This window comes from Rossellomorea sp. NPDC071047 (assembly GCF_050270195.1).
In the GTDB taxonomy this organism is placed as follows: domain Bacteria; phylum Bacillota; class Bacilli; order Bacillales; family Bacillaceae_B; genus Rossellomorea.
Genome location: NZ_JBNNJT010000005.1, coordinates 317,905 through 343,823, shown reverse-complemented (window position 1 = coordinate 343,823; position 25,919 = coordinate 317,905). Strand labels below are relative to the sequence as shown.

Annotated in this window: 20 protein-coding genes; 7 read left to right on the top strand and 13 right to left on the bottom strand. The window is 40.2% G+C overall.

What is annotated here, in order from left to right:
* Window positions 1-77: 77 nt before the first annotated feature.
* Entirely contained in the window at window positions 78-3,167 is a 3,090-nt protein-coding gene (locus ACQKFO_RS18310) for an efflux RND transporter permease subunit (protein WP_427600264.1), read from the bottom strand.
* Window positions 3,168-3,363: 196 nt separating this feature from the next.
* Between ACQKFO_RS18310 and ACQKFO_RS18305 the strand changes: the two genes are divergently transcribed.
* Window positions 3,364-4,236 (top strand): hypothetical protein, encoded by an 873-nt coding sequence (locus tag ACQKFO_RS18305; protein WP_427600263.1) that lies wholly within the window; start codon window positions 3,364-3,366, stop codon window positions 4,234-4,236.
* A 64-nt stretch (window positions 4,237-4,300) separates the two neighbouring features.
* On the opposite strand, the gene nhaC is transcribed toward ACQKFO_RS18305, so the two are convergent.
* The 4 genes from nhaC to ACQKFO_RS18285 form a co-directional block, all read right to left on the bottom strand.
* Window positions 4,301-5,707 carry a Na+/H+ antiporter NhaC gene (gene nhaC / locus ACQKFO_RS18300; protein WP_427600262.1) on the bottom strand — a complete coding sequence of 469 codons (1,407 nt, stop codon included), beginning with the start codon at window positions 5,705-5,707 and terminating at the stop codon, window positions 4,301-4,303.
* Window positions 5,708-6,205: 498 nt separating this feature from the next.
* Window positions 6,206-7,234, bottom strand: coding sequence for an EAL domain-containing protein (locus tag ACQKFO_RS18295; RefSeq protein ID WP_427600261.1), 1,029 nt, complete (start codon window positions 7,232-7,234; stop codon window positions 6,206-6,208).
* 206 nt (window positions 7,235-7,440) lie between these two features.
* Window positions 7,441-9,009, bottom strand: coding sequence for a peptide chain release factor 3 (locus ACQKFO_RS18290; RefSeq protein ID WP_427600260.1), 1,569 nt, complete (start codon window positions 9,007-9,009; stop codon window positions 7,441-7,443).
* 180 nt (window positions 9,010-9,189) lie between these two features.
* Window positions 9,190-9,423: a YueH family protein gene (locus tag ACQKFO_RS18285; protein ID WP_427600259.1), complete on the bottom strand. Its 234-nt coding sequence runs from the start codon at window positions 9,421-9,423 to the stop codon at window positions 9,190-9,192.
* A 172-nt stretch (window positions 9,424-9,595) separates the two neighbouring features.
* Between ACQKFO_RS18285 and ACQKFO_RS18280 the strand changes: the two genes are divergently transcribed.
* Entirely contained in the window at window positions 9,596-10,813 is a 1,218-nt protein-coding gene (locus ACQKFO_RS18280; protein WP_148968517.1) for a NupC/NupG family nucleoside CNT transporter, read from the top strand.
* 59 nt (window positions 10,814-10,872) lie between these two features.
* Here the strand turns inward: ACQKFO_RS18280 and ACQKFO_RS18275 are convergent, their stop codons facing one another.
* The 3 genes from ACQKFO_RS18275 to ACQKFO_RS18265 form a co-directional block, all read right to left on the bottom strand.
* Window positions 10,873-11,916, bottom strand: coding sequence for a GGDEF domain-containing protein (locus ACQKFO_RS18275; RefSeq protein WP_427600258.1), 1,044 nt, complete (start codon window positions 11,914-11,916; stop codon window positions 10,873-10,875).
* 121 nt (window positions 11,917-12,037) lie between these two features.
* The gene (locus ACQKFO_RS18270) at window positions 12,038-13,513 is read right to left on the bottom strand and encodes a UDP-N-acetylmuramoyl-L-alanyl-D-glutamate--2,6-diaminopimelate ligase (RefSeq protein ID WP_427600257.1); all 1,476 of its coding nucleotides are present in this window, start codon (window positions 13,511-13,513) and stop codon (window positions 12,038-12,040) included.
* A gap of 185 nt (window positions 13,514-13,698) precedes the next feature.
* A complete protein-coding gene (locus tag ACQKFO_RS18265) occupies window positions 13,699-14,754 on the bottom strand; it encodes a M42 family metallopeptidase (protein ID WP_427600256.1) in 1,056 nt (351 codons plus the stop codon).
* A 425-nt stretch (window positions 14,755-15,179) separates the two neighbouring features.
* On the opposite strand from ACQKFO_RS18265, the gene ACQKFO_RS18260 reads away from it, so the two are divergent.
* Window positions 15,180-16,574, top strand: a complete 1,395-nt coding sequence (locus ACQKFO_RS18260) for a peptide MFS transporter (protein ID WP_427600306.1) — start codon at window positions 15,180-15,182, stop codon at window positions 16,572-16,574.
* Window positions 16,575-16,616: 42 nt separating this feature from the next.
* On the opposite strand, the gene ACQKFO_RS18255 is transcribed toward ACQKFO_RS18260, so the two are convergent.
* The gene (locus tag ACQKFO_RS18255; RefSeq protein WP_427600255.1) at window positions 16,617-17,429 is read right to left on the bottom strand and encodes a YihY/virulence factor BrkB family protein; all 813 of its coding nucleotides are present in this window, start codon (window positions 17,427-17,429) and stop codon (window positions 16,617-16,619) included.
* Between the two features lie 103 nt (window positions 17,430-17,532).
* Window positions 17,533-18,087: a GNAT family N-acetyltransferase gene (locus tag ACQKFO_RS18250; protein WP_427600254.1), complete on the bottom strand. Its 555-nt coding sequence runs from the start codon at window positions 18,085-18,087 to the stop codon at window positions 17,533-17,535.
* A gap of 246 nt (window positions 18,088-18,333) precedes the next feature.
* On the opposite strand from ACQKFO_RS18250, the gene kynA reads away from it, so the two are divergent.
* The 3 genes from kynA to ACQKFO_RS18235 all read left to right on the top strand — a co-directional run bounded on the left by kynA (window position 18,334) and on the right by ACQKFO_RS18235 (window position 20,171).
* Window positions 18,334-19,173 (top strand): tryptophan 2,3-dioxygenase, encoded by an 840-nt coding sequence (kynA, locus tag ACQKFO_RS18245; RefSeq protein ID WP_427600253.1) that lies wholly within the window; start codon window positions 18,334-18,336, stop codon window positions 19,171-19,173.
* Window positions 19,174-19,420: 247 nt separating this feature from the next.
* Window positions 19,421-19,621, top strand: a complete 201-nt coding sequence (locus ACQKFO_RS18240) for a cold-shock protein (RefSeq protein ID WP_034763568.1) — start codon at window positions 19,421-19,423, stop codon at window positions 19,619-19,621.
* A 106-nt stretch (window positions 19,622-19,727) separates the two neighbouring features.
* On the top strand, window positions 19,728-20,171 hold the full coding sequence (locus ACQKFO_RS18235) for an SACOL1771 family peroxiredoxin (RefSeq protein ID WP_427600252.1): 444 nt from the start codon (window positions 19,728-19,730) through the stop codon (window positions 20,169-20,171).
* Window positions 20,172-20,213: 42 nt separating this feature from the next.
* On the opposite strand, the gene ACQKFO_RS18230 is transcribed toward ACQKFO_RS18235, so the two are convergent.
* Window positions 20,214-20,543, bottom strand: coding sequence for a DUF3243 domain-containing protein (locus ACQKFO_RS18230; protein WP_427600251.1), 330 nt, complete (start codon window positions 20,541-20,543; stop codon window positions 20,214-20,216).
* 172 nt (window positions 20,544-20,715) lie between these two features.
* Between ACQKFO_RS18230 and ACQKFO_RS18225 the strand changes: the two genes are divergently transcribed.
* Window positions 20,716-22,182, top strand: a complete 1,467-nt coding sequence (locus ACQKFO_RS18225) for an aldehyde dehydrogenase family protein (RefSeq protein ID WP_427600250.1) — start codon at window positions 20,716-20,718, stop codon at window positions 22,180-22,182.
* Between the two features lie 346 nt (window positions 22,183-22,528).
* Here the strand turns inward: ACQKFO_RS18225 and ACQKFO_RS18220 are convergent, their stop codons facing one another.
* Complete coding sequence (locus ACQKFO_RS18220; RefSeq protein ID WP_427600249.1) at window positions 22,529-23,566, bottom strand: ribonucleotide-diphosphate reductase subunit beta; 1,038 nt, start codon at window positions 23,564-23,566, stop codon at window positions 22,529-22,531.
* Window positions 23,567-23,585: 19 nt separating this feature from the next.
* Entirely contained in the window at window positions 23,586-25,799 is a 2,214-nt protein-coding gene (locus ACQKFO_RS18215; protein ID WP_427600305.1) for a ribonucleoside-diphosphate reductase subunit alpha, read from the bottom strand.
* Between the last annotated feature and the right edge of the window lie 120 nt (window positions 25,800-25,919).

The following is a 25,919-nucleotide window of genomic DNA, read 5'->3' as shown; positions in this document are numbered from 1 at the left end:
CTAACCTGCAGCCTAAGGTACCTGCTCGATTTAAGGAGGTGACTACTTAGCTGTAAGGTTAGCTCGTTTGACTTTGACTATTCTTTATTACCGTATGCTTCACGATTACTCTTCATTCTTCTCGTTTCTTTATCAAAGAAACTATATACAATCGGAATGACATAAATCGTCAACAGTGTACTGCTTATCAACCCACCAATTACGGCTATACCCATCGGCTGATTGATCTCAGTACCTTCCCCGAGTCCCAGGGCAAGCGGTAACAAGCCAAGTATCGTCGTCAATGCGGTCATTAATATCGGCCGTGCCCGATCTTGAACCGCTTCAACAATACTATCAAAGCTATTGATTCCTGATTCTTTACGCTGGTTGATGTAATCGACAATCACAATCGCATTGTTTACAACAATGCCTGCCAGGACAATGACACCAATAATCGCTGAAATGCTTATAGGTGTTTGAGTTACCGCCAGCGCTATTGCGACCCCGATGACCATGAGCGGCACAGTAAACATAATGACAAATGGATACTTAAATGATTCAAACTGTGCAGCCATGACCATATAGACAAGAACAATTGCGAGTCCAAGTGCAAGTGCCATATCGTCAATGGAGTCTTCCAGTAACTCCCTGTCACCACTGAATGAAACCAGAGTCTCATTCGGAAGTTCCAATGATTCTATCTTATCATCCACATCTTTCGAGATTGCACCGAGATTGGTGGACGATGAATACTTCAAAGTAAATTGAACTGCGTGCTGTTGATCGATTCTTTGTATACTGACAGGACCATCTTCTATTGCAAAATCCACTACAGAATTTAATTGAATATACTTTCCTTGTCCGTTAGGGATTAGTAGTTTTTTCAGTGAGTCCAGATTCTCAGTAATATTACGGTCATATTGTACGAGGACATTTATGACATCAGACGACTCTGTGACCATTTGTGTCGCCAATACACCTCGTGTTACATCCTGAACAAGGGTGCCTATCTGTGCTGGTGCCAATCCTTGTTCCAGAGCTTTGTCACGGTTCACTTTCATTAGGACTTCTTTGACCGTTTCCATTTGATCAGTCGTCACTTCTGATACGTTTTTCATATTCTTCAAAGAATTAAATAATGCATCAACGGATTGATCCAATCTTTTCGGATCTGTATCCCTTAAATTGAACGTCAGGGTTTGAGGACTGGAACCTGATGTTGATTGAAGGTTAAATGAAATTTCCGAAGAATCATTTACCTTTTTTGCAGCTTTTTCTATCTCAGGTTTTACTTCATCAGCAAAAGTGAATATGGATCTTCCACGATCTTCTAAAGGCTTCATTTTCACATACACTTCAGCAATATTCCCTTTTGAACTTCCTCTAAAGGACTCTTCCTGAGTTGTACCGACCAGGCTTACAAAAACATCAACATCCTTTTCCATTTCCAGCCTATCTTCAATTGCATTTACAACTGTATTCGTTTCTTCCACGGATGCTCCATTATCTAATTCGACTCTCATATTGAAAAACCCTTCATCCGTAGGAGGTAAAAACTGTGTTCCTACTGTCGTCAATCCGAAACCGCCTGCGACGAGAGTGAGAGCAGTAATAAACAGGACGATGAACCGGTGGCGAAGGGCCCACTTGACAGACCTGGCAAATGTTTTTCTGCTTTTGGAGCGCCTGCGCTTCGCTTCGAGATTTCCTTTAGGCTTCTTCAATAATCTGCTTGCTAACATCGGGATGACCGTTAAGGCTACAACGAGCGATGCTAACAAGCTAAAAGAAATGGTAAGGGCAAATTCGGTAAATAACTCACCAAGCAAACCTGAAATAAAGACAACTGGTAAAAACACTGCAACTGTTGTTAAAGTAGATGCCGTAATGGCACCACCCACTTCTTTGGCTCCGATGCTTGCAGCCTCTCTGGGTGTTTTCCCAAGAGAAAGATGCCGATAAATATTTTCAATTACGACAATGGCATTATCCACAAGCATTCCAATTCCAAGGGCAAGTGCTCCGAGAGTCATGATATTCAAAGCAAAATCAGCAAAGAACATTAGGACAAATGTAACGATGACAGAGTATGGAATCGCCACACCAATAATTAACGGACTCTTTACATTCTTCAGGAATAGAAATAGAACAAGCATGGCAAAAGCCCCGCCAATAATTAGGGAATTTGCAATATTTCCTATCGCTTGGGTAATATAGTCCCCCTGATCGAAGAGAATGTCTGCTTTGATTGATTTGTATTGGTCTTGTTGAAGTAGACGATCCAGCTCATCCTGGAATGCTTTTGAAACAGAAGCCGTGTTTGCGTCGGATTGTTGCAACACACTAAAGAGGATCGCAGGTTCCTGATTGGCACGAGTGATCGTATTCGTATCCTGCTGCTGCTTCTCAACAGCCGCCACTTCCCCAAGGGTAATCTTTTTACCATTTTGAGGATTCACTTGAAGCACCAATTTTTCCAGTTCATCTACGGACTGTAATTCACTCATAACCCGGGTGGTTAAGGTTTGTCCATCAGTTTCTATGGTATCCCCAGGTGATGTTACATTATTTGCTCTGATCGTGTTAATAACGTCAGATTGACTTAGACGATTATCTTTCAGCGCTTGTTGATTTAATTCAATGACCACTTCATCCTTGAGTGAACCAGAAACGTTCACATTGGCCACTCCTTCAACCCGGGTTAATTCCAATTTCAAATTCTCGGATAACGTCTTTAAATTACTTTCCTTCCCCTCTTCACGTAACGAGAATTGAATGATTGGGAATTGGGCCGGATCGAACTTAAGAAACCTTGGATTATCCGCTCCATCCGGGAGTGGAGTTTGATCGATTCTTTGAAGTACATCGTTTTCTATCTCATCAATCGAAGTTGTCCATGAAAATTCAAGGAGAATGAAGTTTGAACCTTCTCTGGAAGTAGATTGGATATTTTTCATTCCTGGTAAAGTTGACAAGCTTTCTTCCAGTGGCTTTGTCAACTTTTCCACCACTTCTTCAGGACTGGCACCAGGATAATTGGTTACGACGACCCCAACTGGAGGGTTTAGATCAGGAATGAGCTTTAATGGTATTCGTAGGAGGGACACTCCTCCAAGAATAAGAATGAGTAGCATTGTGACAATGGTGAATACAGGACGGCGTATGGAAAAATCACTGATTTTCAAACGGGCGCTCCCCTTTCTATATCTATATTGTTCATTACGGTTCGGAAGCAGTTAATGTTAACTATAGTCTCTTCAGGAAAATCCTTCAATATTAAAGCGTCTACAAGAGAAAATGTTCATAATTTATTCACCTTGATAAATAAATACACCTAATCTGTAAACACTATTTTTATACTGAAACGTTAGGAGCATTAGCATGGCGAATTGGGTTCCCTTTGTATCCCTTAGTCTTATCAGCATTATCCTGTTGGTCATAATTGTCGTTAAGAACCGTCATATGTCTGCTCGGATTGTATTATTTTGGCTTTTCATTTCCGGTTTAGCTTATGTATTCGAATATATCATCTTTGTTTTATTTAACAGCTATACGTATCATCCCCATATTTTATCGAATAATTACAATGACAGCGTGTTAGGATCGATTAGTTCCCAGGCCTTTTCGGTGCCAATCGCGCTCACTTATATTGTTGTATATCATTTAAGAGCAACCAGGATTGCCTTGATCATTGGTTTATTCTTTCTCATTGAAACATGGTTCACCTATTCAAATTTTTACGAACATCATTGGTGGCAATCGTATTACACATCATTCTTCTTGATCGTTTCTGTCATACTGTCTAAAGCGTGGTGGAAACTGCTTGAAAATGATCCGAATCACTATGTACTATTCATTACCTTGTTTTTCGCTCTGTCAACCGTTTCTCTTTCATTTGCCTGGATTCTATCATCCCTATTGCAACTATATATCATCCCATTGAATCAATTCTCCAATCCTACACGGGACTTGATTGCGGGAAATGCAATGTACATTTGGTTTTCCACCTACTTCTATACACTGGTGATCTTCTTTAGGAATGAGGATAAGCAATATGCATTGTTGACCATCCTTTTTCTGTTAACCATAGAGATATTCATGATCCAAGACGGTGTGTTGCTATTAAAGAACCCAATGATGATAATGGTTCTTCCACTTTTTCATTTTTCAATGATTGCACTAGGCGGATATTATTACAATCATCATTTCCCAAATTATGTTGAACTTACACGAAAAGGACTGCCCTCTGGATAATTCATCTTTTTTTAAAAAATGCGATGAATTACGAGGACAGTCCTTTTTACTTCTTTTTATAATGTTAGTTTGATGCAATTGGATTCGGTTCGGTTTGTTCTTTTTCGATGGTCCATCCGGTAAATCCATATAGAATGGTTATGACGGGAGAAATGAGACAAAAGATAGCGAACGGTAAATACTCTATCGTGGCGACACCTAATACATCAGTTAAGAATATACCACATACACTCCATGGCACTAACGGGTTTATGACCGTTCCAGCATCTTCTAACGTACGTGATAAGTTCTTGGGATGTAACCCAAGCTTCTTATATTGGGATTGAAAGGCTTCTCCCGTTAATAGGATGGACAGATACTGCTCCCCTACAACCAGGTTTATACCAATGGCGGATAGAGCCGTTGAAAGGATCGTTCTTCTTCCTGATTGAAGGATCGTTGAAACTTTATTAAGCATCACAGGAATTATACCAAGTTTAAATAATAATCCACCGAGGCTTAAAGAGAGAATGACAAGAGAAATCGTAAACATCATGCTGTTCACTCCTCCTCTGGTTAAAAGTGAGTCGATGGATTCCACCCCTGTTTTGGATTCAAACCCTGAAAATAACACCTGAAACAGTTCATTCAGTTTCAAAGATCCATGTAGGAATGAAAGTCCAATCGAGACAACTACATTGATCGCAAGTGTTAGTAGAGCAGGGGTCTTAAATACGATGAGAGCAATTAGTAATAATACAGGTACGAGACTGTACCAATGAATGAGACCTGTTTGATCCAAGCCATCCTGTAGCGATTTCAGCTGGGTTAAATTCACATCACTTGTTTCAGGTGATAAAAAACCAAAAACGATGAGTGTAATAATGAAAGCAGGAACAGTTGTCCAGGCCATATTACGAATATGAGTAAACAAATCTACCTTCACAATTGAAGAAGCAAGGTTCGTTGTGTCTGATAAAGGCGACATCTTGTCTCCAAAAAAAGCCCCTGAAACAATCGCGCCAGCTGTTATACTCATTGACAGTCCCATCGCCTCACCGATTCCTATAAGCGCCACACCTATGGTTGCCGCCGTTGTCAATGAACTTCCAATCACGATTCCGCTCAAGGAAGTAAGTAAAAAGGCAATCGCATAAAAATAATTTGGTGATACAAATTCAAATCCATAAAACATCAAAGTAGGAATGGTTCCACTGAGTAGCCAACTGCTTACAAGAAGACCAATGAAGAAAAAGAGTAAAATAGCTCCTAGGCCACCTTGAGCCCCCGCAATCATTCCTTGTTCAATTTCTTTGAATTTCACTTTACGACTTAGCCCATACACCATCAAAAAGAAGAGCGATAGGATAATGGGAATATGAGGGACTGATTCGAGCCCAATAATACTGAAACTAATAATCCCAAGTACAGCGAGCAATATCACTGATGCTTCTATAACATTTGGTTTGTTTACACTTTGAATGTTTAACATAGTAACACTTCCTTCTCTAAGTTGAAATTGATGAATTGGAATAGAAAGAACAACAAAAAGAACTCTCATTCCCGAATAGGGACGAAGAGTTCTCCGCGTTACCACCCTAATTGGAATAAACTTATTGTCATACATTCCCACTATTCATTCACTACTATTCATGAATAGTTAACAATTAGTTTATTCCCACTCCATAAAGGTTTGTCCCTGGATAAAGCCTCATTTACTTTGAGGATTTATAAGCAATGTAATTCAGAAATATTGGACCTAAGCTTTCACCTGCCGCCTAGTCTCTGATTGCTGTCCACCTATTTCCTACTGCGTTGCTCAAGACAAAGATATTTAATTCAATCGCTAAGAGTTCTCAAGGTCATCAGCCTCTTTCGCTCTTAAACGCTTTTAAGCACTAAAGCAATTATAGTAGTATTTTATCACCTTAACGAAATATGTCAATGATTTTCATTAAAAAATGACCTTCTTACAAGAAGGTCATTTCAGCTATACAAATAAGGATTGCGCAAATGGTTCTTTTGCTTCAAGAGCCGGTTTTCCTATGAAGTAGCCTTGTGCATAATGAACTCCGATTTTCTTACAGAATAGCAATTCTTCTTTCCTCTCAATTCCTTCTGCTAATACAAGGATGTTCAATTCCGTTGCAATCTGCATGACCTTATGTAAGAACTCCTGGTTTTCTGGGACACTATCACAGTGATTGATAAAAGAACGGTCAATTTTTACATAGTCAGGCTTTAGGAGCGTCAGCATTTCGATAGTGGCAAAACCGGATCCAACATCATCAAGCGCAACCTTCATTCCTTCACGTTTATATACATCAAGGACGGACTTTAAATGCTCGACATCCTCAATTTTCTCTGTCTCCACCACTTCGAATACAAGATCTTCAGGATTTAAACCTAATTCGTTCACGATTTGAAAGGTATGACGTAAACAGAATTCAGGATTATAAATCGTGGAAGGAAGGAAATTAATGAAACTTTTAATGCCAGGATTCACCTGACCTATACGGCATTCAATTGCCGATTTCCTTGCTTTCTGGTCTAACATGGAATGAAAGCCAGTGATGGCAGCAACTTCAAATAATTGTCCCGGATTAATACTTTTTGACTGATCGCCTGCCCGTAGAAGAGATTCATAACCCAAAAGACTATAATCGCTTAAATCAATGATCGGCTGAAGATGGCTTATGAATTCCCCATTCTGAATCACCTCTACCATCTCTCTATGTTTCATTAATAGCATGAATCTGCTGACTGCCATGAATGGTCCGGGCTGATCAATAACATTAATGCTACACTTCCATCCATCCTCTTCCATTATCCCTTCTTTTTTCACAAGATTTTCGTATAGTACATTCAGATTTTCATACAAAAAAACATATGTACCATCTTCTAATTGTGAAGAATATCCCTTCAACGGCAAGGTATAGTTTTGAGCATTATGTAAAAAAAAGTACCCTGTATCAAGATACTTCATGGTTACTGCACAATTTGCACAAGCGATGTTCATTTTCAACTCTCTCCCTTTATCATTAATATATCCCCTATAGGTATATACTAAGACTTTTCACCTGGGTAATGCCACTAATATACATTTATCCCGGTAAATATTCACTTGATAATGGTAAAGAGTTCAATTAAACGAAGGATCCCCTTTATTCCGACTACAAAAAAAACACCCCTCCAAGTCCAATTCTTGAGGGGTGTTCACGATCCTTACATCAAACTATATAATCGAATGTCCGGATTTTTATCATTGAACCATCTCATGGCAAAATCATTTTCAAACAAGAATACCAAGTTGTCATGACGGTCTTTAACCAGCATGCTTCGAGAGCTTGACATTGATTCCTTGACATCTTCTTCATTTTCAATCCATCTGGCTATTTTTGATCCGATCGGTTCCATTTTCACATCAACGTTGTACTCATTTTTCATTCTGTGCTCGAATACTTCAAACTGCAGCTGCCCGACTGCACCCAGGATAATATCTTCCGTGCGGGTCTTATAGTATTGGATGGCCCCTTCTTGAACCAGTTGAAGAATCCCTTTTTGAAAATGCTTCTGTTTCATTACGTTCTTAGCTGTAACACGAACAAAAAGTTCAGGTGTAAATTGAGGGAGCTTTTCATATTGGAAGCTTTGCTTTCCTTGAACAAGCGTATCACCGATTTGATACGTACCTGTGTCATAAACCCCGATAATATCCCCACTTACTGCTTCGTTTACAGTGCTTCGATCGTCTGCAAGAAACTGTGTTGATTGAGCAAGCTTAATCGATTTACCTGTGCGGGAAAGATTAACCGTCATCCCTCTCTCGAATTGTCCCGAACAGATGCGGAGAAATGCAATCCTGTCACGGTGAGCGGGATTCATATTTGCTTGAATCTTGAACACGAAACCAGAAAACTCCTCTGCCGTCGGCTCAATTTCTCCAGCATCGGAATTCCTTGGCTGGGGAGATGGTGCAAATTGTAAATACGTTTCAAGAAACGTCTGAACGCCGAAATTCGTTAATGCACTACCAAAGAATACGGGAGAAAGCTCTCCATTCGCTATTCGCTCGCGTGAAAACTGATTTCCCGCTTCGTTCAGAAGCAACACATCTTCAAGGGTCTGATCATATAGGTTGCTTTCTTTAAGGGGGTGTTCCCCATCGATTTCACCTTCATCGTTTAAAGGAATGAAACGATCTTCATCCTCCACGCGGAATTGCTCAATTCGATTATGGAAGCGATCATAAATACCTAAGAATTCTTTCCCCATTCCTATCGGCCAATTCATCGGATAAGATTGTATTCCAAGTACTTCTTCAAGCTCTTCCAATAATTCCAAAGGTTCACGGCCTTGACGGTCAAGCTTATTAATGAATGTGAAGATCGGTATGCCTCTCATTCGGCATACTTTGAAAAGCTTTAAGGTTTGTGCTTCAATCCCTTTTGCTGAATCGATGATCATAACCGCACTATCAACAGCCATCAATGTTCTATAAGTATCTTCAGAAAAGTCCTGGTGACCAGGTGTATCCAGGATATTCACCCGATAATCATCATAGTCGAATGCCATAACAGAAGAAGTGACCGAAATCCCTCTCTGCTTCTCAATTTCCATCCAGTCAGATGTAGCGAACTTTCCAGATTTCTTACCTTTTACAGTTCCAGCTGCCCGAATCGCTCCTCCAAAGAGAAGAAGTTGCTCAGTTAATGTTGTTTTCCCGGCATCCGGGTGGGAAATAATAGCGAAAGTCCGTCTTGACTGAACTTCCTGTATAAAGTCTATTTTCATTCATAAAATCCTTTCTCGTCATTCTCACTTTCTCATCATATTCGTTCTAAAGTGACAATGCAACAAAGAATCAACACCTTGGTAATTCAAGCATGTTTCACATATCATTTCCTATAGGTATGAGTTTGCATTTTCACTATCACGTTCTTACAGTATTCACCAAAATGGCTTTAAGGACACTTACATTTCACTTGTCCATTGAACAATTCGGGAACTTAATGATTCTGCTGTTTCTTTTGAAACCCTTCCCTGTAACGAATCCAGTAATTTAGTTTGTATATTATCTTCACCATAGGTAAAAGAATAAGACCAACGAATATCAGGGACTGCAATCAATATGAACTCATCTTTCTTGTTTTCATAGATATATACTTTTTGTTCCAAGCCTTCCAAAAAATTTTTTCTGATCTTCAAAATGTGTATCCCCTTTCATGAAAACGCTTTATTGGCGCATACTAATGACGATGTTGTCCGTACAACTTTAAGAAATTCGTGTAATTGTAGGTTGTCAGACGTCTGAAAGAATTGTAAAATAAAAAACCGAAAGCATCAAGTTACAAACTTAAATTTCGAAGAGGTGAAAGAAGTGCAATATTTATGGGGTATCATGGGTATCATTGTCGTTCTGGGAATTGCTTTTGCATTTTCTACGAACAAAAAGCGTATTAATTTCAGAACCGTCCTTGGAGGACTAGCTATACAGTTATTTTTCGCTTTTATCGTGTTGGAAACTTCTTGGGGTCAGAATTCTCTTAAAGGATTGACTCAAGTTGTAAACGCTATTATCAATTATTCAAATGAAGGAATCACCTTCCTTTTCGGTGGTCTTTATACGGAAGAATCCAATATAGCGTTTATTTTTGCGTTTAATGTCCTTCCTGTCGTTATTTTCTTCTCTGCTTTAATTTCAGTTCTTTACTATCTTAAAATCATGCAATTTTTCATCAAAATTTTAGGTGGCGGACTGGCAAAGCTGTTAGGAACAAGAAAGGCAGAGTCACTTTCTGCAGCAGCGAATATTTTCGTCGGACAGACTGAGGCTCCGTTGGTAGTAAGACCTTATCTATCCAGAATGACTGAATCGGAACTTTTCGCAGTCATGACAGGTGGACTTGCTTCCGTTGCAGGGTCCGTATTAGTCGGGTATTCCTTATTAGGGGTTCCATTGGAGTACTTACTGGCAGCAAGCTTCATGGCTGCTCCTGCAGGACTCGTATTGGCAAAGTTATTTGTACCTGAGACAGATAATACACCTGAACCAAAAGAGCTTGATATGGAAGCGGATTCTGATTCGGCAAATGTGATCGATGCAGCGGCTAAAGGTGCCAGCGTCGGGCTTCAATTAGCTTTAAATATCGGTGCAATGCTACTGGCATTCATTGCACTTGTCGCAATGATCAATGGATTGCTTGGCTTAGTAGGTGGCTTGTTCGGTATGGACAGCCTTTCATTAGAGCTTATCCTTGGTTATGCCTTTGCTCCACTTGCTTTTGCTATCGGTGTTCCTTGGAGTGAGGCAGTCATCGCCGGAAACTTTATAGGACAAAAGCTTGTCATCAATGAATTCGTTGCTTATTCCGCGTTTGCTCCTGAAATCGGGAACTTATCGGATAAAGCGGTAGCCATCATCTCCTTCGCTCTATGTGGATTTGCGAACCTTTCTTCATTAGGTATTTTACTTGGTGGACTTGGTAACCTTGCTCCTGACCGCAGAGGAGATATCGCCCGCTTAGGATTAAAAGCCGTCATTGCCGGTGCACTCGCTTCGTTACTAAGTGCCGCAATAGCTGGTATGTTTGTATAATATACAATCAAAAAAGAAGCTGTCCTCAAGGAGGACAGCTTCTTTTCATTCCAGACAGCTCATGGAATGTAAAGCTCATCATTTGCAAGACATGTCCTTCCCTTCCCGGCTTTCTTAGCTACATAAAGCCTTTGATCGGCAAGTGCGAAAAGCTTTTCCGGGTCATCGTCTTCCGTCGTTCCAGCTTGACCGAAACTCATGGAAATCGATATAGGCGCTAAGGTCTCTAACCGGCTGTATAATTCCTTTAAGAACTGATGGATAACACCATCATCCATATGTGGCAATAAGATGACAAATTCTTCTCCTCCATATCGAAATGCCTGTCCCTTATAGGTCTCCGTGAGATTACGAAAGACTTCTCCAACCTTTCGAATCACATCATCCCCTGTTAAATGCCCATATTCATCATTCACTTTCTTGAAGTCATCGATGTCACCAAGGAAAAATGTGAAAGATTCATTCGCATCCACCTTCCCTTTGAACTTTTCCTGAAATGATAGCTGATTGAATAAGCCAGATAAATAATCTCTATGGGCGAGATGATGATAGGCTTCCTTTTGGACATAATGGGCTCGTTCCCTCAGCATGATCAGAGCACCGAAAAGACCAATGATCCAAAGGAAAAACAAATTAAAAGAAAGAGTGAAATAATGTTGGAAATCTGTTAAGTTGACGGTCACAATTCCCATCAGAAGGTAGGCAAGACTAAATGCTGCAAGAGAAATGAAGGCCCCTTTGGTTCTCCAATAAATGGTTGCATGCATAACAAACAATATAGAGATCGGATAAAGCGGACTATGTATCCCTTCTGATAAAAACATCAGCCATATTAATGCCAGAAAATCGAACATTATCCCCGCTTTTAAGATGAGTTGGAGACTTCCTTTATCATCCCGGGCACGAACAAGTGCAAATTGAGTCACAATCATATAGATGACCGCGGATACTAATAAATAGGGAAAGACCGCTTTATTGGTAGTGATATTATCAGAAAAGGGTGGTACGTAAAATATGAGTGTAGCGATCACTACAAACAGCCACCTCAAAGTAGAAAACAACTTCTCTGTTTCGTAATCATTCAAGTACAATGAAAATCTCATAAGCTTCATTCTCTCATCGTTTAATATGGTTTAAATTTACCAAAGATTGTGAAATTCGTCTATCACATATCAAAAAAAACAGACCAACATCTGTCATATTGGTCTGTTGCAGAGGAGAAGATTATTCAATCACGCCGTACTTCGACTTGCTCTCTTTGATCGCAATATCTTTGTCACTATGAGGATATTTTGTATTTTCGATGATTTGATAATCCTCATGGCCTTTACCGGCAAAAATGATAATATCCCCAGGTTCACTAACTTCAACTGCATGCTTAACCGCTTCTGCTCGATCTCCAATCAAAGCATATTGTTCATGCTGCATTCCTTTTTCAAGATCTTTTAGAATGCTATCGTATTCCTCATATCGAGGGTCGTCTGTTGTTAAGATGACATAGTCTGCCAGTGATGCTTTTTCTGCCATGGTAGGACGTTTTGTCTTATCACGATTTCCTCCTGTACCAACGAGGAAAATGATCTTGTTTTCTTTAAACGGCAAGACGGATTGAATTGCATTTTCGATTGCATCCGGCGTATGTGCATAATCAATGTAAACGGATAGAGGTGCCTCCACTTCAACCTTCTCCATTCTCCCGCTTACAGGTGGGAGATCGCGAACAATTTCCACCAGTCTGGATACTTCCATCCCCTTCGCATACAAACAAGCCATGGCTGTCAGTACATTATAGACATTGAACTTCCCTAATAACTTCATTTCTACCTCAAAGCTTCCTTGAGGAGATACAAGTGTAAACTTCGTTAAATCATTGAAATATTCTACATTTTCTGCTTTGAAGTCTGCGTGCCCTTCAAGTCCATAGCTTATCACTTCATGTGGGGTCATATAGCTGTAGCGCTCATACCATTCGTCATCTGCATTAAGAACAGCGTACTTTGGATTTTGAAGGTCCTGACCTAATTGAGAAAACAATAACCCTTTGGCATATCCGTAGTGTTCCATCGTTCCGTGGTAATCCAAATGATCATGACTTAAGTTGGTGAAAGCCACCACATCAAAGTCAATGCCCCAAAGCCTCCCCAACGCGAGTCCGTGTGAAGATACTTCAAGGGTGAAATTCTGAATATCGCGATTTATCGCTCTTTGCAGCATCTGCTGGTTCGTTAAGTTGTCACAGGTTGTGTTTTCACTCGGGAGTAACTCTCCATCTAAATTAAAGCCGATTGTACCGGATAATGCAGAACTCCGGCTGTCTTTTTTCAGGATGGAGTGGATCAGGTTGCTCACTGTAGTCTTTCCATTGGTCCCCGTAACTCCGAAAACCGTTAACTTCCGTGAAGGGTAATCATAATACTTATTGGATAATTGAGCCAATGCTTTGAATGAGTCTTTGACTACTACTAATCCGGCTTTATTTAAATCAATGTCTAATTGTTTTTCTGCAACGATCAGGGTGGCTCCTTTTTCAACGGCCATCTGTGCATAATCATGTCCATCCACTGTGTAGCCTCTTGTACATACAAACATGCTGCCTTCTGTCACTTTTCTGGAATCGACATGAATTTCGTTTATTTCTGATGGCAATTCACCGTAAATGGTTTTTAATTTAATGCTGTCTAATAGATCATATGTAATCATTTGCTTACCTCTTTTGTATTAATATTGTATCTATTTTATCTTATCATCTTCGCCTTGATAAGAGAAATACCTCCTAAAATCAAAACAAAGTTTTCTCACACAAATGTCACCTTACCCCCATTCACAATGACTAAAACAAAAAAGTCTTTGATCACACCTATAAAGGGTGACCAAAGACTTCACATTTACTCCACAATCATCTTTGATTGAACATAGTGCCAAAGTAATTTTTCCGTATTGAGAATCGAGGTTTCATGCGTTCGCTCATATGCATGTGAAGCATCGATGCCTGCCCCGATCAGTCCATGAACGATATCAAAGCCTGCACGGATTGCGGCAGATGCATCGGAACCATAGTAAGGATAAATATCGACTTTATATTCGATCCCGTTTTCTTCAGCTAATGAGACTAAGTGTTTACGCAATTCGTAATGATAGGGTCCACTCGAGTCCTTCGCACAAATAGAAACGGTGTATTCATCCGTTGATTGTCCATCACCGATTGCTCCCATATCCACCGCCAGGTATTCAATGGTCTCATCAGGAATATTAGAATTCCCCCCGTATCCGATTTCTTCATTATTGGATATTAAGAAGTGGGTCGTATAAGGAAGAGTGATTCCTTCTGATTTGATTTGGTGAATCAAGCGAAGGAGCATACCCACACTTGCCTTATCATCTAAGTGGCGGGACTTAATAAACCCGCTATCTGTAATTTCAGCACGTGGATCAAAGGAAACAAAGTCACCAACCTCAATTCCAAGTTCCCTTACTTCCTTTGCATTTTGGACTTTTTCATCAATGCGGACTTCAATATTTGTTTCGTCCCTTTTCGCCTCACCCGCATTTTTGTATACATGAACGGATGTTTGATGCATGAGGATGGTTCCACTATAGGTTCTGCCAGAAGAGGTTTCAATCTGACAATACTCCCCTTCGACTGCATTCCATCTGAATCCACCTATCATGGATAAACGCAAACGGCCATCCCCCTTGATTTCCTTTACCATGGCGCCAAGGGCATCCACATGGGCCGTCAGCATACGATGCCTTCCTGTATCTTCGCCAGGAAGCGTAATGATCAGTGCACCTTTTCGGTTTCTTTTCATTTCTACATTTAGGTCTGAAAGATAATCCTCAACAAAATTCATTATCTTATTCGTGTTCCCTGAAGGACTTGGAATTTCAACAAGTTCCTTAATTATTTGAAGTGTTTTTTTCGTATCTGGATATGTATTCAATTGACTCCCTCCCTTATCGTATTATACCGTCAATTGGAAGCTTACTACAAATGTTGTTTACCGAATATTCCACCTAATGCGCTTGGATTTTCTAATCGCCTCTCTTTCGAATTTCTTTCTTTTCTCTTTTTGAAACGGATGAAGATAGCCACAGTTCTCACAGCAGTAAAAGCCAATATTTCCTCCAACCTTTTGTCCATGTGACAAAATCGTAAGCCCATCACCATATTCTTCTCTCAAAAACATTTCACTTTCCGACAATTCTGGGTGACCACAATATAAACAACCATTAAACCCCATATTTTCCACCATCCCTTTTTGTACATGCCTATGAAAGGAACGGGGATACTATGAATGGATTCGTAGGAATTTCACTGTAGCCCCTAATCATTACACATAAAAACCATCAAAGAAAAAGGAGTGATATAGTGAACTCATCAACACTGGACAATTTACCTCAAGGAAAGAAACATCCGAAAGGGTTATATCTCTTATTTTTCACAGAATTATGGGAACGGTATAGCTACTATGGCATGAGGGCTCTACTCGTCCTCTATCTAACAACCGCATTTGTAAGCGGGGGATTGGGTGTGGACCCAGCAAAGGCTTTATCAATCTATGGAATTTATACAGGAAGTGTATATTTCACTCCAATATTCGGAGGGTGGATGACAGATCGCTATATAGGGTTGAGAAGAGCGATTACCATTGGGGGCATCACAATGGCATGCGGAGATTTTTTAATCTTCCTTACCCACTCCCAAACCGGGCTATATGCAGGATTAGCCCTACTAGTAATAGGAAATGGATTTTTCAAACCGAATATCTCAACCCTGGTTGGTGAGCTCTATCCACGACATGATAAACGAAAGGATGCAGCTTTTACGATTTTTTATATGGGAATAAACCTGGGAGCATTATTCGCACCCCTAATTGCAGGGTTTCTCGCAGAAGATGTATTTCTCACTACGCTTGCGGATGGTACGATGCATTATGGATTTAAATGGGCTTTCCTTGCATCCTCCATCGGAATGGTTACTGGTCAAATCATCTTTAGCACATTAAATAATAAGTATCTCGGAAACGTTGGACTAAAGCCCAATAAAGCATTGGCCGAAGAAGCGAACGAGAACCAGAATGTTCCTCTGACAAAGAAAGAAAAGCAGCGGACAACAGCCATTCTAATTCTAGCCTGTTTTGTCGTTTTCTTCTGGGCAGGCTTTGAACAGGCAGGAAGCTCTTTCACTCTGTATACGAAAAGTTTCATCGATCGAGAAGTGTTCGGCTACACTATACCTGTCGCCTGGTTCCAATCTGTTAACCCCTTGTTCATTGTGATTCTGGCACCAATTCTATCAAGTGTCTGGTTAAAGCTTTCAAGGTCAAATAAAGGGGACCTGAACATGACGACTAAAATGGGGATCGGGATGATCCTCCTCGGACTCGGATTTATGATCCTCATTCCCGCAGTCATGCAAACGGGTTCGGATGAACAAAATATAACCGTAAAGGCCAACTTACTGTTTATCGTTTTTACTTACCTTCTGCATACTCTTGGAGAACTGTTTTTATCCCCAGTCGGTTTGTCTCTGGTCAGTAAAGTAGCACCTGTTAAAATTGCATCCTTGCTGATGGGTGTTTGGATGGCTGCCATAGGGGTGGCGAGCCTTCTTGCCGGACAGTTAGCTTCCCTGACAGCCACACTGGGATATTTGGAAATCTTCGCTGTCATCGGTGCCACCGCCATTATCCTTGGCTTCATCTTACTTGCCATCTCGAAAAAGCTAGTCTTAATGATGAGAGAAGAAAATCAAACGTAAAAGAAATAAAAAGCCGCTGGGCAATTAAGCCAAGCGGTTTTCCTATTTCACCTTTTTCTCAGCTACACTGCCGTTCAATAATCCACCAATCAATAAAATCGTGGAGGAAATGTAAAACCATACAACTAACGTAATGACGCTGCCCAGCTGACCATAAAACTGGGAATAGTCATTCAATTTAACATAGGTACCATATAACCAGGAAACCCCTTGCCAGCCAAAGGTGGCGACTAGTGCACCGGGGATGACATGTAGGAACGAAATTCGTTTACTTGGAACAACCATATAAAGAAACAGGAATAAAATCAACATAAAGATCGAACTTAAACCCCATTTTCCTATAACCCATGCTTGACTCCATTCTCCGTTAATCTTCCCTTCTGCGAACCTTGCATGACGGATATATTCCTCAACCACTGGTACGATGAGAGAAAATGAAATGAGGAACATAAAACCGACCGTCAATAACAAATCATACAATAACGCAATCAGAAAGGGTTTCTTCCTCTCGATTTTATACGCTTTATTCAATGATCTCACCATGGATTGGACAGCCATAGAAGAAAGCCAAAAGGTAAAGAAGATGGAAATGGACAACACATCTCCCCTTTGGTCATACAAAATACGATCTATATTATTTTGAATGATGGCGTATGATTTATCTGGTGCAAAAGGCTTGATCAGAAGCAATACATTGGTTTCCGAAATGGGCAGATAACTAATCAATGAAAAGACAAAAATTAAGAACGGAAAAATGGATAATAACAAATAATACGCCAACTGTGCAGAATGATCGAAAAAACGTTCCTTAAAAAATCGAACTGTCACATTTTTAGAATGATGTAAGATATTCATGGTTTTAACTCCTAAATAGGAAAAGATATTCTTATTTTCCCCTTTCATGCCCAATTCAATCATTTTAGAACAGCTTTGCATTATCATTTGACCTTTCTTAACCTCATTCTACACCCCTTTTTCTCCACTCATCCATTAATAAACCGAAAAGCAGGGAGTCTCTCCACCCATTTTTCATTTTCAACGCATGACGGATTCTTCCTTCTAACGTCATACCGATTTTTGTTAACACTTTCTGAGAGGAAATGTTTTGAGGGTCACATGTCGCTGAGATCTTATGCAGATTCAACTCAGAAAACCCTCTCTCCACTAACGCATTTCCAAGGAGAGTTCCGATGCCCTTTCCCCAGTAATCAGGATGTAGAATATACCCAATCTCTCCAGACTGGTGAACGAAGCTTTTGATTATTATTTCTCCTGCACCAATTACACGACCGGTTTTCTCATCGACCAAGGCATGAACATACCTTGTTTGCGGAACCAACTTTTCAGCTTTCAGCACATCCTCCACATACGCTAATGTTTCCACTTCCGAATTTGGGCCCCATGCCTGATACTGAGAAACAGCTTCTTGGGACGCATAAAGATGAACGTCCTTCCAATCTTCTTTCTTTAACCTGCGTAAAAATAAACTAGAAGAAAGATAAATCTTTTCCACATCATTCACCCCACATGCATAATAAATTGATCTAATATTAACACAACTTACCATATTAGGATTAAATTTTTTCTGAATGAATACCACTATTGAACAAATAGACAAAGGAATTCAAAAACAACACAAAATTCAAGAAAATACCCGAAACTAATAAAGGATTTCTCCCTCTCATTCAAGAAATCAATAATAGAAAGAAAATTTCTAGCATCACTGTATGAAGCAGACGAAAGGAAAGGGAGAATCTATATGGTAAACAACAAGGAAACAATGGGGAATGAAGATGTATACACCGACTTTATTAATAAAATGACCTATGGTGAATATCTTGGCCTGGATACACTACTCCATAGTCAGAAACGTTTATCCGGTCACCATGATGAAATGTTATTCATTATCATTCATCAAGTAAGCGAGTTATGGATGAAATTGATTCTGCATGAAATCAAAGCCAGTATCACCTCCATTCAAAAAGGTGAACTTTCTCCTGCATTTAAAATGTTGGCACGTGTTTCAAAGATTCAGTCGCAAATCATTCATGCATGGGATGTGCTATCTACACTTACACCATCAGAATACGTTCAATTCAGGGACAGCCTTGGGCAAGCCTCAGGATTTCAATCCTACCAATATAGAATGATCGAATTTGCCCTTGGCTATAAAACGAAACATGTATTGGAGATTTATAAGAAGGATCCTGAGTTATTAGCTCAGCTTGAAGAGGCACACGAAGCCCCTTCCCTTTATGATGTTTCTATCCTTGCCCTATCAAAAGCAGGATTACCCATTCATGAAGATGTACTTCTTCGGGACTATAAGAAGCATTACACGGAAGATCAGTCTGTATTGGATGCATGGACAGAAGTTTATAAGCAACCCGATCAGTATTGGGATTTATACGAATTAGCCGAAAAGTTGATCGATATCGAGGATTGGCTACAGCAATGGCGCTTCAGACATATGAAAACCGTGGAACGGATCATCGGTCATAAAATGGGGACGGGAGGATCAAGCGGCGTAGGCTACCTAAAAAAGGTTCTGGACCATCGGTTCTTTCCTGAATTGTGGAATGTCCGTACGAACCTCTAAATCCTTTGCATTTTGCATTTTTTTGTGAGGCTCATATAGTAAAAGTGAAATTCACACATTTTTCTGCCTATTTTTAATTCCTTCATTCATAAGGGTTGCCTTTTAAATGGTTACCTGATATTATGTAAGAGAATTATTTTTGTTCGGAATGGAAGGATAGACAAAGTTTTTAAAGCTTTTCGCCTTGAAGTTACGTGAGCAAGAATAGTAATACAATTGTGTGGAGAACACACGAGGAGGTAACATTATGTTAGAAGGTACAGTTAAATGGTTTAACGCAGAAAAAGGTTTCGGATTCATCGAGCGCGAAGGTGGAGACGACGTGTTCGTACACTTCTCAGCTATTCAAGGCGAAGGATTCAAAACTTTAGAAGAAGGTCAAAAAGTTTCTTTCGAAATCGTTCAAGGAAACCGTGGCGACCAAGCTGCTAACGTTACTAAAGCATAATTCATGCTAATTCGAAAGACTCTACTCTGTAGGGTCTTTTTTCTTTGCCATCACATTAAAAAGCGGATACAATAACCATACCATGCTTATTAGGAGGTTTATTTGTATGGCTAGACACTCTTTTCATATATCTACTGATTGGCCGGGTCTGCGAAATGATACAGGTACTTTAAGCTCGGAAAATTTTCACACGAAGATATCCATTCCTACTGAAATGGATGGGCCTGGAATAGGAACAAACCCTGATGAAATGCTTCTTGGAGCAGCAGCTACCTGTTACATCATCACTCTGGCAGCGATGCTTGAACGAAGTCATATTGAGAAAACGGACTTAGCGATGACATCTGAAGGAATTGTGGAAGTTCAAAAAGGGATCATTACATACAAAGAAATTATTCACCGCCCTGTACTGACATTGGGTCCCTCCACTACTGAAAAAGACATAACCCTTACGAAGAAATTGTTGATGAAAGCAGAGCAGTCTTGCATGATCACCCGTGCCATCAAAGGGAATGTCACGGTAAAGGTAGACCCGGAAATACATATGTAAAAAAGCATAAGCAAAGGGCATCCATTCAGATGCCCTCTCTTTTTATGATTCAGCGTGAACAAGCTTCACTAACATATGGGCAAGCATATGCTGCTCTTCCTTATTACCCGATTTCCATAATTCATATAATAACTTTTCTTCTCTATTCTTCGGTTCCTCATGAGCCGCAAGATAATCCCCAACCTTCTGGGCTGCCTTTGCCTGCTGTTCTTCATTCATCCCTAACTTATCCGCCAAGGAAACTTTATTACCTAAGTATTGTTTGAAATGATCAAAGTTAGATAATATATCCTCTTTTTTATCCTGGGACATATTATCTAACGTTTTGTCCACCTTAGATTCCATTTTTTCTTCTGTAGAATGATTTGTCATGTAAAACCTCTCCTCTCATTCAATCTAATATGTATATTCCCACCACTGGGAGAGTTAAACATTTATTTTCATATTATTGGTAATGGAAGCTCAAACTCTCTGCTTCTTGTTTAAGCACTTTCTCCAGAGTGTAAACAATATAGTGGATATTGAATAATGAGGAGGAATAATCATGAATACACAATTTGATAAACTGTTTATTAATGGAGAATGGGTAAAAGGGAGCAGTGAGAATATGATTCCTAATAAAAACCCATTCAATAATATAGAGCTTTGTTCCATTAAAGCTGCCAGTAAAGAGGATCTCGACACCGCATATCAATCAGCACAGAAAGCACAAGTAAGCTGGGCGGAGGAACTTCCTCAAGTAAAAAGAGAAGTGATGGAAAAAGCCGTTCGAGTCGTCGAAGACAATCAGGAATTCATCATTGATTGGCTTATCAAAGAGTCTGGCAGCACTTACATGAAAGCTGCAGGCGAAGTGAAGGTCTCCATAAATAGTATGAAGGAAGCAGCTACCTACCCTTACAGAATGGAAGGTAGAATCCTGCCTTCTCAAGTGCCCGGAAAAGAAAACCGTGTCTATAGAGAACCGCTGGGAGTTGTGGGAGTAATCAGCCCCTGGAACTTCCCCTTCCATTTAGCAGTTCGCTCAATTGCGACGGCATTGGCAACCGGAAACGGTGTTGTTGTTAAACCGGCTACTCACACTCCTGTGACAGGTGGTCTATTATTTGCAAGTATCTTTGAAAAAGCAGGACTGCCGAAGGGATTGTTGAATGTAATCGTTGGAAAGGGGTCAGAAATTGGTGATGATATCGTTGCTCACCCGATTCCCAGATTGATTTCCTTTACCGGTTCGACTGAAGTTGGACGTGGAATAGGAGCTCTCGCAGGGAAGAACCTGAAGAAGACTGCTCTTGAGTTAGGCGGAAACAACGTCTTTATCGTTCTTGATGATGCAGATCTCGATCAGGCAGTTGAATCCGCCCTTTTCGGAAAATTTTATCATCAAGGACAAATTTGCATGTCCATTAATCGGATCATGGTTCAAAAAGGGATATACGATAAATTTGTGAAAGCTTTTGTATCTCGTGTAAAAGAACTAAATACTGGAGATCCCTCAGTTAAAACCACCCATATCGGACCCTTAATTGATCAAAATCAGGTGGACCGCATTTTGAAGGATATTGAAAGCAGCAAGGAACAAGGAGCGGAAGTGGTATTAGGAGGCAACGCTGATGAGAACTTATTGCACCCCACAGTAATCACTCATGTCACCAACTCAATGCCGATTGCGAAGAATGAAATCTTTGGACCTGTAGCAGCCATCATCCCGTTTGAAGATGCCGATGAGGCGATCCGTTTTGCCAATGAGCATCCATACGGCCTAAGCGGAGCAGTACACTCTTCCTCGATAGAGAGAGCGACGAATTTGGCTCACCAAGTAAAGACCGGGATGATTCATATTAATGATGAACCTGTGAATGATGAACCCCATTTGCCATTCGGAGGAGAAAAGGATTCCGGACTTGGCCGCTTCAATGGCGAATGGGCTCTTGAAGAATTCACAACGGTTAAATGGGTCGCCGTTCAACATAAGAGAAGAGATTATGGACCTTTTATTGAGAAGAAATAAGTCAAAAAGCGAGTCATGATGACTCGCTTTTCTTATGGGGAGATTGTTATGATGTTGTATAAATTCTGAAAATAAAAACTTCCTTTTCCTAGCTTTTAGTTCTGAAAAAACGCATTTTGAAAGGAAATTAGTCCATTTCAGTATCATGATACCAAAATCCCCTCCATTATTAGTTGATTTTATATTACGTTGCCTGGATATCGGCGAATTTTTCATTTTATCGGCGGTATTTTGATTTTATCGGCGAAATCAGTACTTTTATCGGCGAAATTTCAAATATAACGGCGAACTGGATAACCACGATTATAGAGCTATCTTCTGCCCGAACGTCCCTCCGCTATAGTTATTACAGTTCATCAAACCCATTAGCATCCGATGTCTTCGTATATTGCCTTGATTTCTGTTCAAAGAAATCGGTCTTCCCTCTATCCACTTCCTGATAGGCGATGATCCATTTTAATGGGTTGGTCTTGTATCCTTCGAATGGTTCTTCAAACCCCAGCTGTTTGGCTCTTTTATTCGCCATGAATTTAATATAATCTTCAAGATCGCTCATCAAAAGACCTTCAACGTGAGATCCGATGATTTCCCTTCCCCACTCTATTTCCAGGAGAGCTGCCTGTTTGAATGCATCATGCCCGAAGTCACGCAGCTCATCCGTTTGATAAGCGGGATTCTCGTTGAGGACTTCTTTATATATTTTTTCAAATAAGCCGACATGAAGCTGTTCATCCCGATTGATATAATTAATCATCGTTGATGTCGCCACCATCTTTTGATTTCTGGCCAGATTGTAGAAGAAGGCAAAACCTGAGTAAAAGAATAACCCTTCCAGAATGACATCATAGATGATCGATTTTAATAGATTCTCTATGGTAGGGAATTCAACAAACCCTTTATATCCATTCGTTATAAATTCGTTCCGTTTTTTCAAGATCGGATCGTTCTTCCAGAAATCAAATACTTCATCCTGCTTTTTTTTGGATACGATACTGGATAACACGTAACTGTACGAATGATTATGGACGACCTCTTGCTGTGCCAGAATGATCATCAATGCATTCAGGCTGGAATCCGTGAGATAGTCTGCCACTTTACCGGCGTAATCTGTCTGCACGCTATCAAGGAGAGCCAGCAGGCCGATGATTTTCAAAAAAGACTCCTGCTCCCTTGATGAAAGAGCCGGGAACTGCTTGATATCCTTTGCCATATTGATCTCAAAAGGCGTCCAGAAGTTCCCAAGCATTCTCTTATACTTTGGATAGGCCCATGAAAACCTGACATCATCCCAGTTTAATATATTCGAACTTTGTCCATTTACAATTCCTGTAGATTTATTTGGTGCCTCAGAATCTATTAAGATTCGCTGTTTTAATCCATTCATTTTATCATCTTCCTCCCAGTCAGCTATGGCAGCTTTCACATTCTTCAAAATTTGAAACAGACGTCGATCTCACATAGTAGGTCGTTTTCAATCCTGACTTCCATGCATCTAAATGAAGAGATAGTAACTCTATCGCCTTGATATCATTCCGTACATACAAGTTAAACGATATTCCTTGATCTATATGTCGCTGTCTTTTCTCATTCTGTTTAATACTCCAGTGCTGATCTACGTTATAAGCCGTTTTGTAATACCAGGTCGTCTTAGGTGATAAATCAGGTGCTGTAACAGGGATCTTATAATCCTTCTTTTCTTCCGAGTATTCTAATCTGAATAAGGGATCTATGCTTGCTGTAGAGCCGGCTATGATCGAAGTGGACGAATTTGGCGCAACGGCCATTAAATATCCGTTTCTGATTCCTTGTGAAGAAACATCTTCCCGGAGTGCATCCCACCTCGGTCCTGAATATCCTTTTTTTGAAAAATACTCGCCAGTCGACCAGTCGGACCCGCTGTAATATGGATAGGAGCCTTTTTCTTTCGCTAGTTCTTGACTGGCTTTGATCGTGTAATAAGCAACATCCTCGTATATTGAATCACAGTAATCAACTGCTTCAATGCTCTCCCATTTCAAACCTTTTAATGCTAGGAGGTGATGCCACCCAAATGTTCCCAATCCAATCCCTCTATAGCGTCTGTTTGTCAGTTGGGCTTGCAGTACTGGAAGTTTATTAATATCAATGACGTTATCAAGTAATCTCACTCCTATGGATACGACCCTTTCCAGCTCATCATCCATGATTGTTTTGGCTAAAGAAACAGACGCCAGATTACAGACGACATAATCTCCGGGAGATTTATAGGTAATGATTTTCCCGTCTTTTATGACCTCTTCTTCCATGACGGTTGCACTCATATTCTGGGCGATTTCCGTACACAGATTACTGCAGTAAATCATTCCCTTATGCCCATTGGCATTCAGCCGATTGACTGTATCTCGGTAAAACATGTAGGGCGTTCCCGTTTCGAGTTGGGAAATCATGATCCGCTTGAAAATTTCAATTGCCGGAACCTTTTCCCTGGAAAGACCGGGACATTCTACACATTGCCAATATTTATCTCTGAACGAACCTTCTCCATCATACTCATCATAATAATCTTCCAGGGAATACCCCATGACCATCCTCACTTCATGGGGATCAAATAAATACCAATCCCCTCTCCTCTCCACTTGTTCCATAAATAAATCCGGTAAGCTGACTCCAGTGAATAGATCATGAGTACGCTGCCTTTCATCACCATTGTTTAAGCGTGTATCTAGAAAAGGAAAAATATCTTTATGCCATACATCCAAATAAACAGCTATCGCTCCTTGACGTTGACCTAATTGATCAACGGATACGGCTGTGTTATTTAATTGTTTCATCCATGGAATAACACCGGAACTTACTCCCTTGAAGCCTTTGATATTACTTCCTCTACTTCGTACCTTCCCCAGATAGATACCGAGACCGCCACCGTTTTTACTTAGTGTGGAAACATCTGTATTGCTGTCATAAATACTTCTCAAATCATCGGCTACCGTATCTATAAAGCAGCTCGATAACTGACCATGGCTTTTGCCGGCGTTGGCAAACGTAGGTGTTGCTACCGTCATATACAAATTAGACATGGCCCAATAAGCTTCTTCAATAAGCGCCAGCCGCTTTTCACGGGGTTCGTTCATAAAGAGTGTCATGGCGATGATCAGCAATCGTTCCTGAGGTAATTCAAGGATTTCACCATCATGGGACTTAGTTAAATATCGCTCTGATAGAGTGACGATCCCTATGTACGTAAACAGATGGTCGTTAGATGAATCCATGATCCTCCCCAAGGAATCAATTTCATCTTTGCTATATGATTCCAATAATGCAGACGTATATAGTTTCCTATCAGTCAAGTCTTGAATTAATTCAGAAAAGGAACTGTACAACTCGCTTTCTTCCACTCTCCTTGAATATGCGATCGTACGATAGAGTTTCATTAAATATAATTCTGCAGCCACATATGTCCAATCAGGTTCATGAGCAGTGATCCGTTCGACTGCCGCGAGGATCATGAAATGATAAAGCTTTTCTTTATTCAATTCAGATTGACCGTCTGCATACTTATAAGTCTTTTCATCGAATTCATTAAAATGAAGTTGTGGAAAGCGACTGTGGAGATTTGTTAGAACCCTTTTTGCTTCCATTGTGATCCTATGATCCTGTGATACGATTGACATCATCATTCCTCCCAAATTTATACAGTGTGGGAAGGATTCAAAAAAAGCCCATCCTTTCAAACGGATGGGCTTTTATATACGAAAGAT

What these genes read in the sequence shown, in the direction of transcription:
- ACQKFO_RS18305 (WP_427600263.1), top strand. Translation starts at nt 3,364, where the DNA reads ATGGCGAATTGGGTTCCCTTTGTATCCCTTAGTCTTATCAGCATTATC.
- nhaC (WP_427600262.1), bottom strand. Translation starts at nt 5,707, where the DNA reads ATGTTAAACATTCAAAGTGTAAACAAACCAAATGTTATAGAAGCATCA.
- ACQKFO_RS18295 (WP_427600261.1), bottom strand. Translation starts at nt 7,234, where the DNA reads ATGAACATCGCTTGTGCAAATTGTGCAGTAACCATGAAGTATCTTGAT.
- ACQKFO_RS18290 (WP_427600260.1), bottom strand. Translation starts at nt 9,009, where the DNA reads ATGAAAATAGACTTTATACAGGAAGTTCAGTCAAGACGGACTTTCGCT.
- ACQKFO_RS18275 (WP_427600258.1), bottom strand. Translation starts at nt 11,916, where the DNA reads ATGAGATTTTCATTGTACTTGAATGATTACGAAACAGAGAAGTTGTTT.
- ACQKFO_RS18270 (WP_427600257.1), bottom strand. Translation starts at nt 13,513, where the DNA reads ATGATTACATATGATCTATTAGACAGCATTAAATTAAAAACCATTTAC.
- ACQKFO_RS18255 (WP_427600255.1), bottom strand. Translation starts at nt 17,429, where the DNA reads ATGAATATCTTACATCATTCTAAAAATGTGACAGTTCGATTTTTTAAG.
- kynA (WP_427600253.1), top strand. Translation starts at nt 18,334, where the DNA reads ATGGTAAACAACAAGGAAACAATGGGGAATGAAGATGTATACACCGAC.
- ACQKFO_RS18240 (WP_034763568.1), top strand. Translation starts at nt 19,421, where the DNA reads ATGTTAGAAGGTACAGTTAAATGGTTTAACGCAGAAAAAGGTTTCGGA.
- ACQKFO_RS18235 (WP_427600252.1), top strand. Translation starts at nt 19,728, where the DNA reads ATGGCTAGACACTCTTTTCATATATCTACTGATTGGCCGGGTCTGCGA.
- ACQKFO_RS18230 (WP_427600251.1), bottom strand. Translation starts at nt 20,543, where the DNA reads ATGACAAATCATTCTACAGAAGAAAAAATGGAATCTAAGGTGGACAAA.
- ACQKFO_RS18225 (WP_427600250.1), top strand. Translation starts at nt 20,716, where the DNA reads ATGAATACACAATTTGATAAACTGTTTATTAATGGAGAATGGGTAAAA.
- ACQKFO_RS18220 (WP_427600249.1), bottom strand. Translation starts at nt 23,566, where the DNA reads ATGAATGGATTAAAACAGCGAATCTTAATAGATTCTGAGGCACCAAAT.
- ACQKFO_RS18215 (WP_427600305.1), bottom strand. Translation starts at nt 25,799, where the DNA reads ATGGAAGCAAAAAGGGTTCTAACAAATCTCCACAGTCGCTTTCCACAA.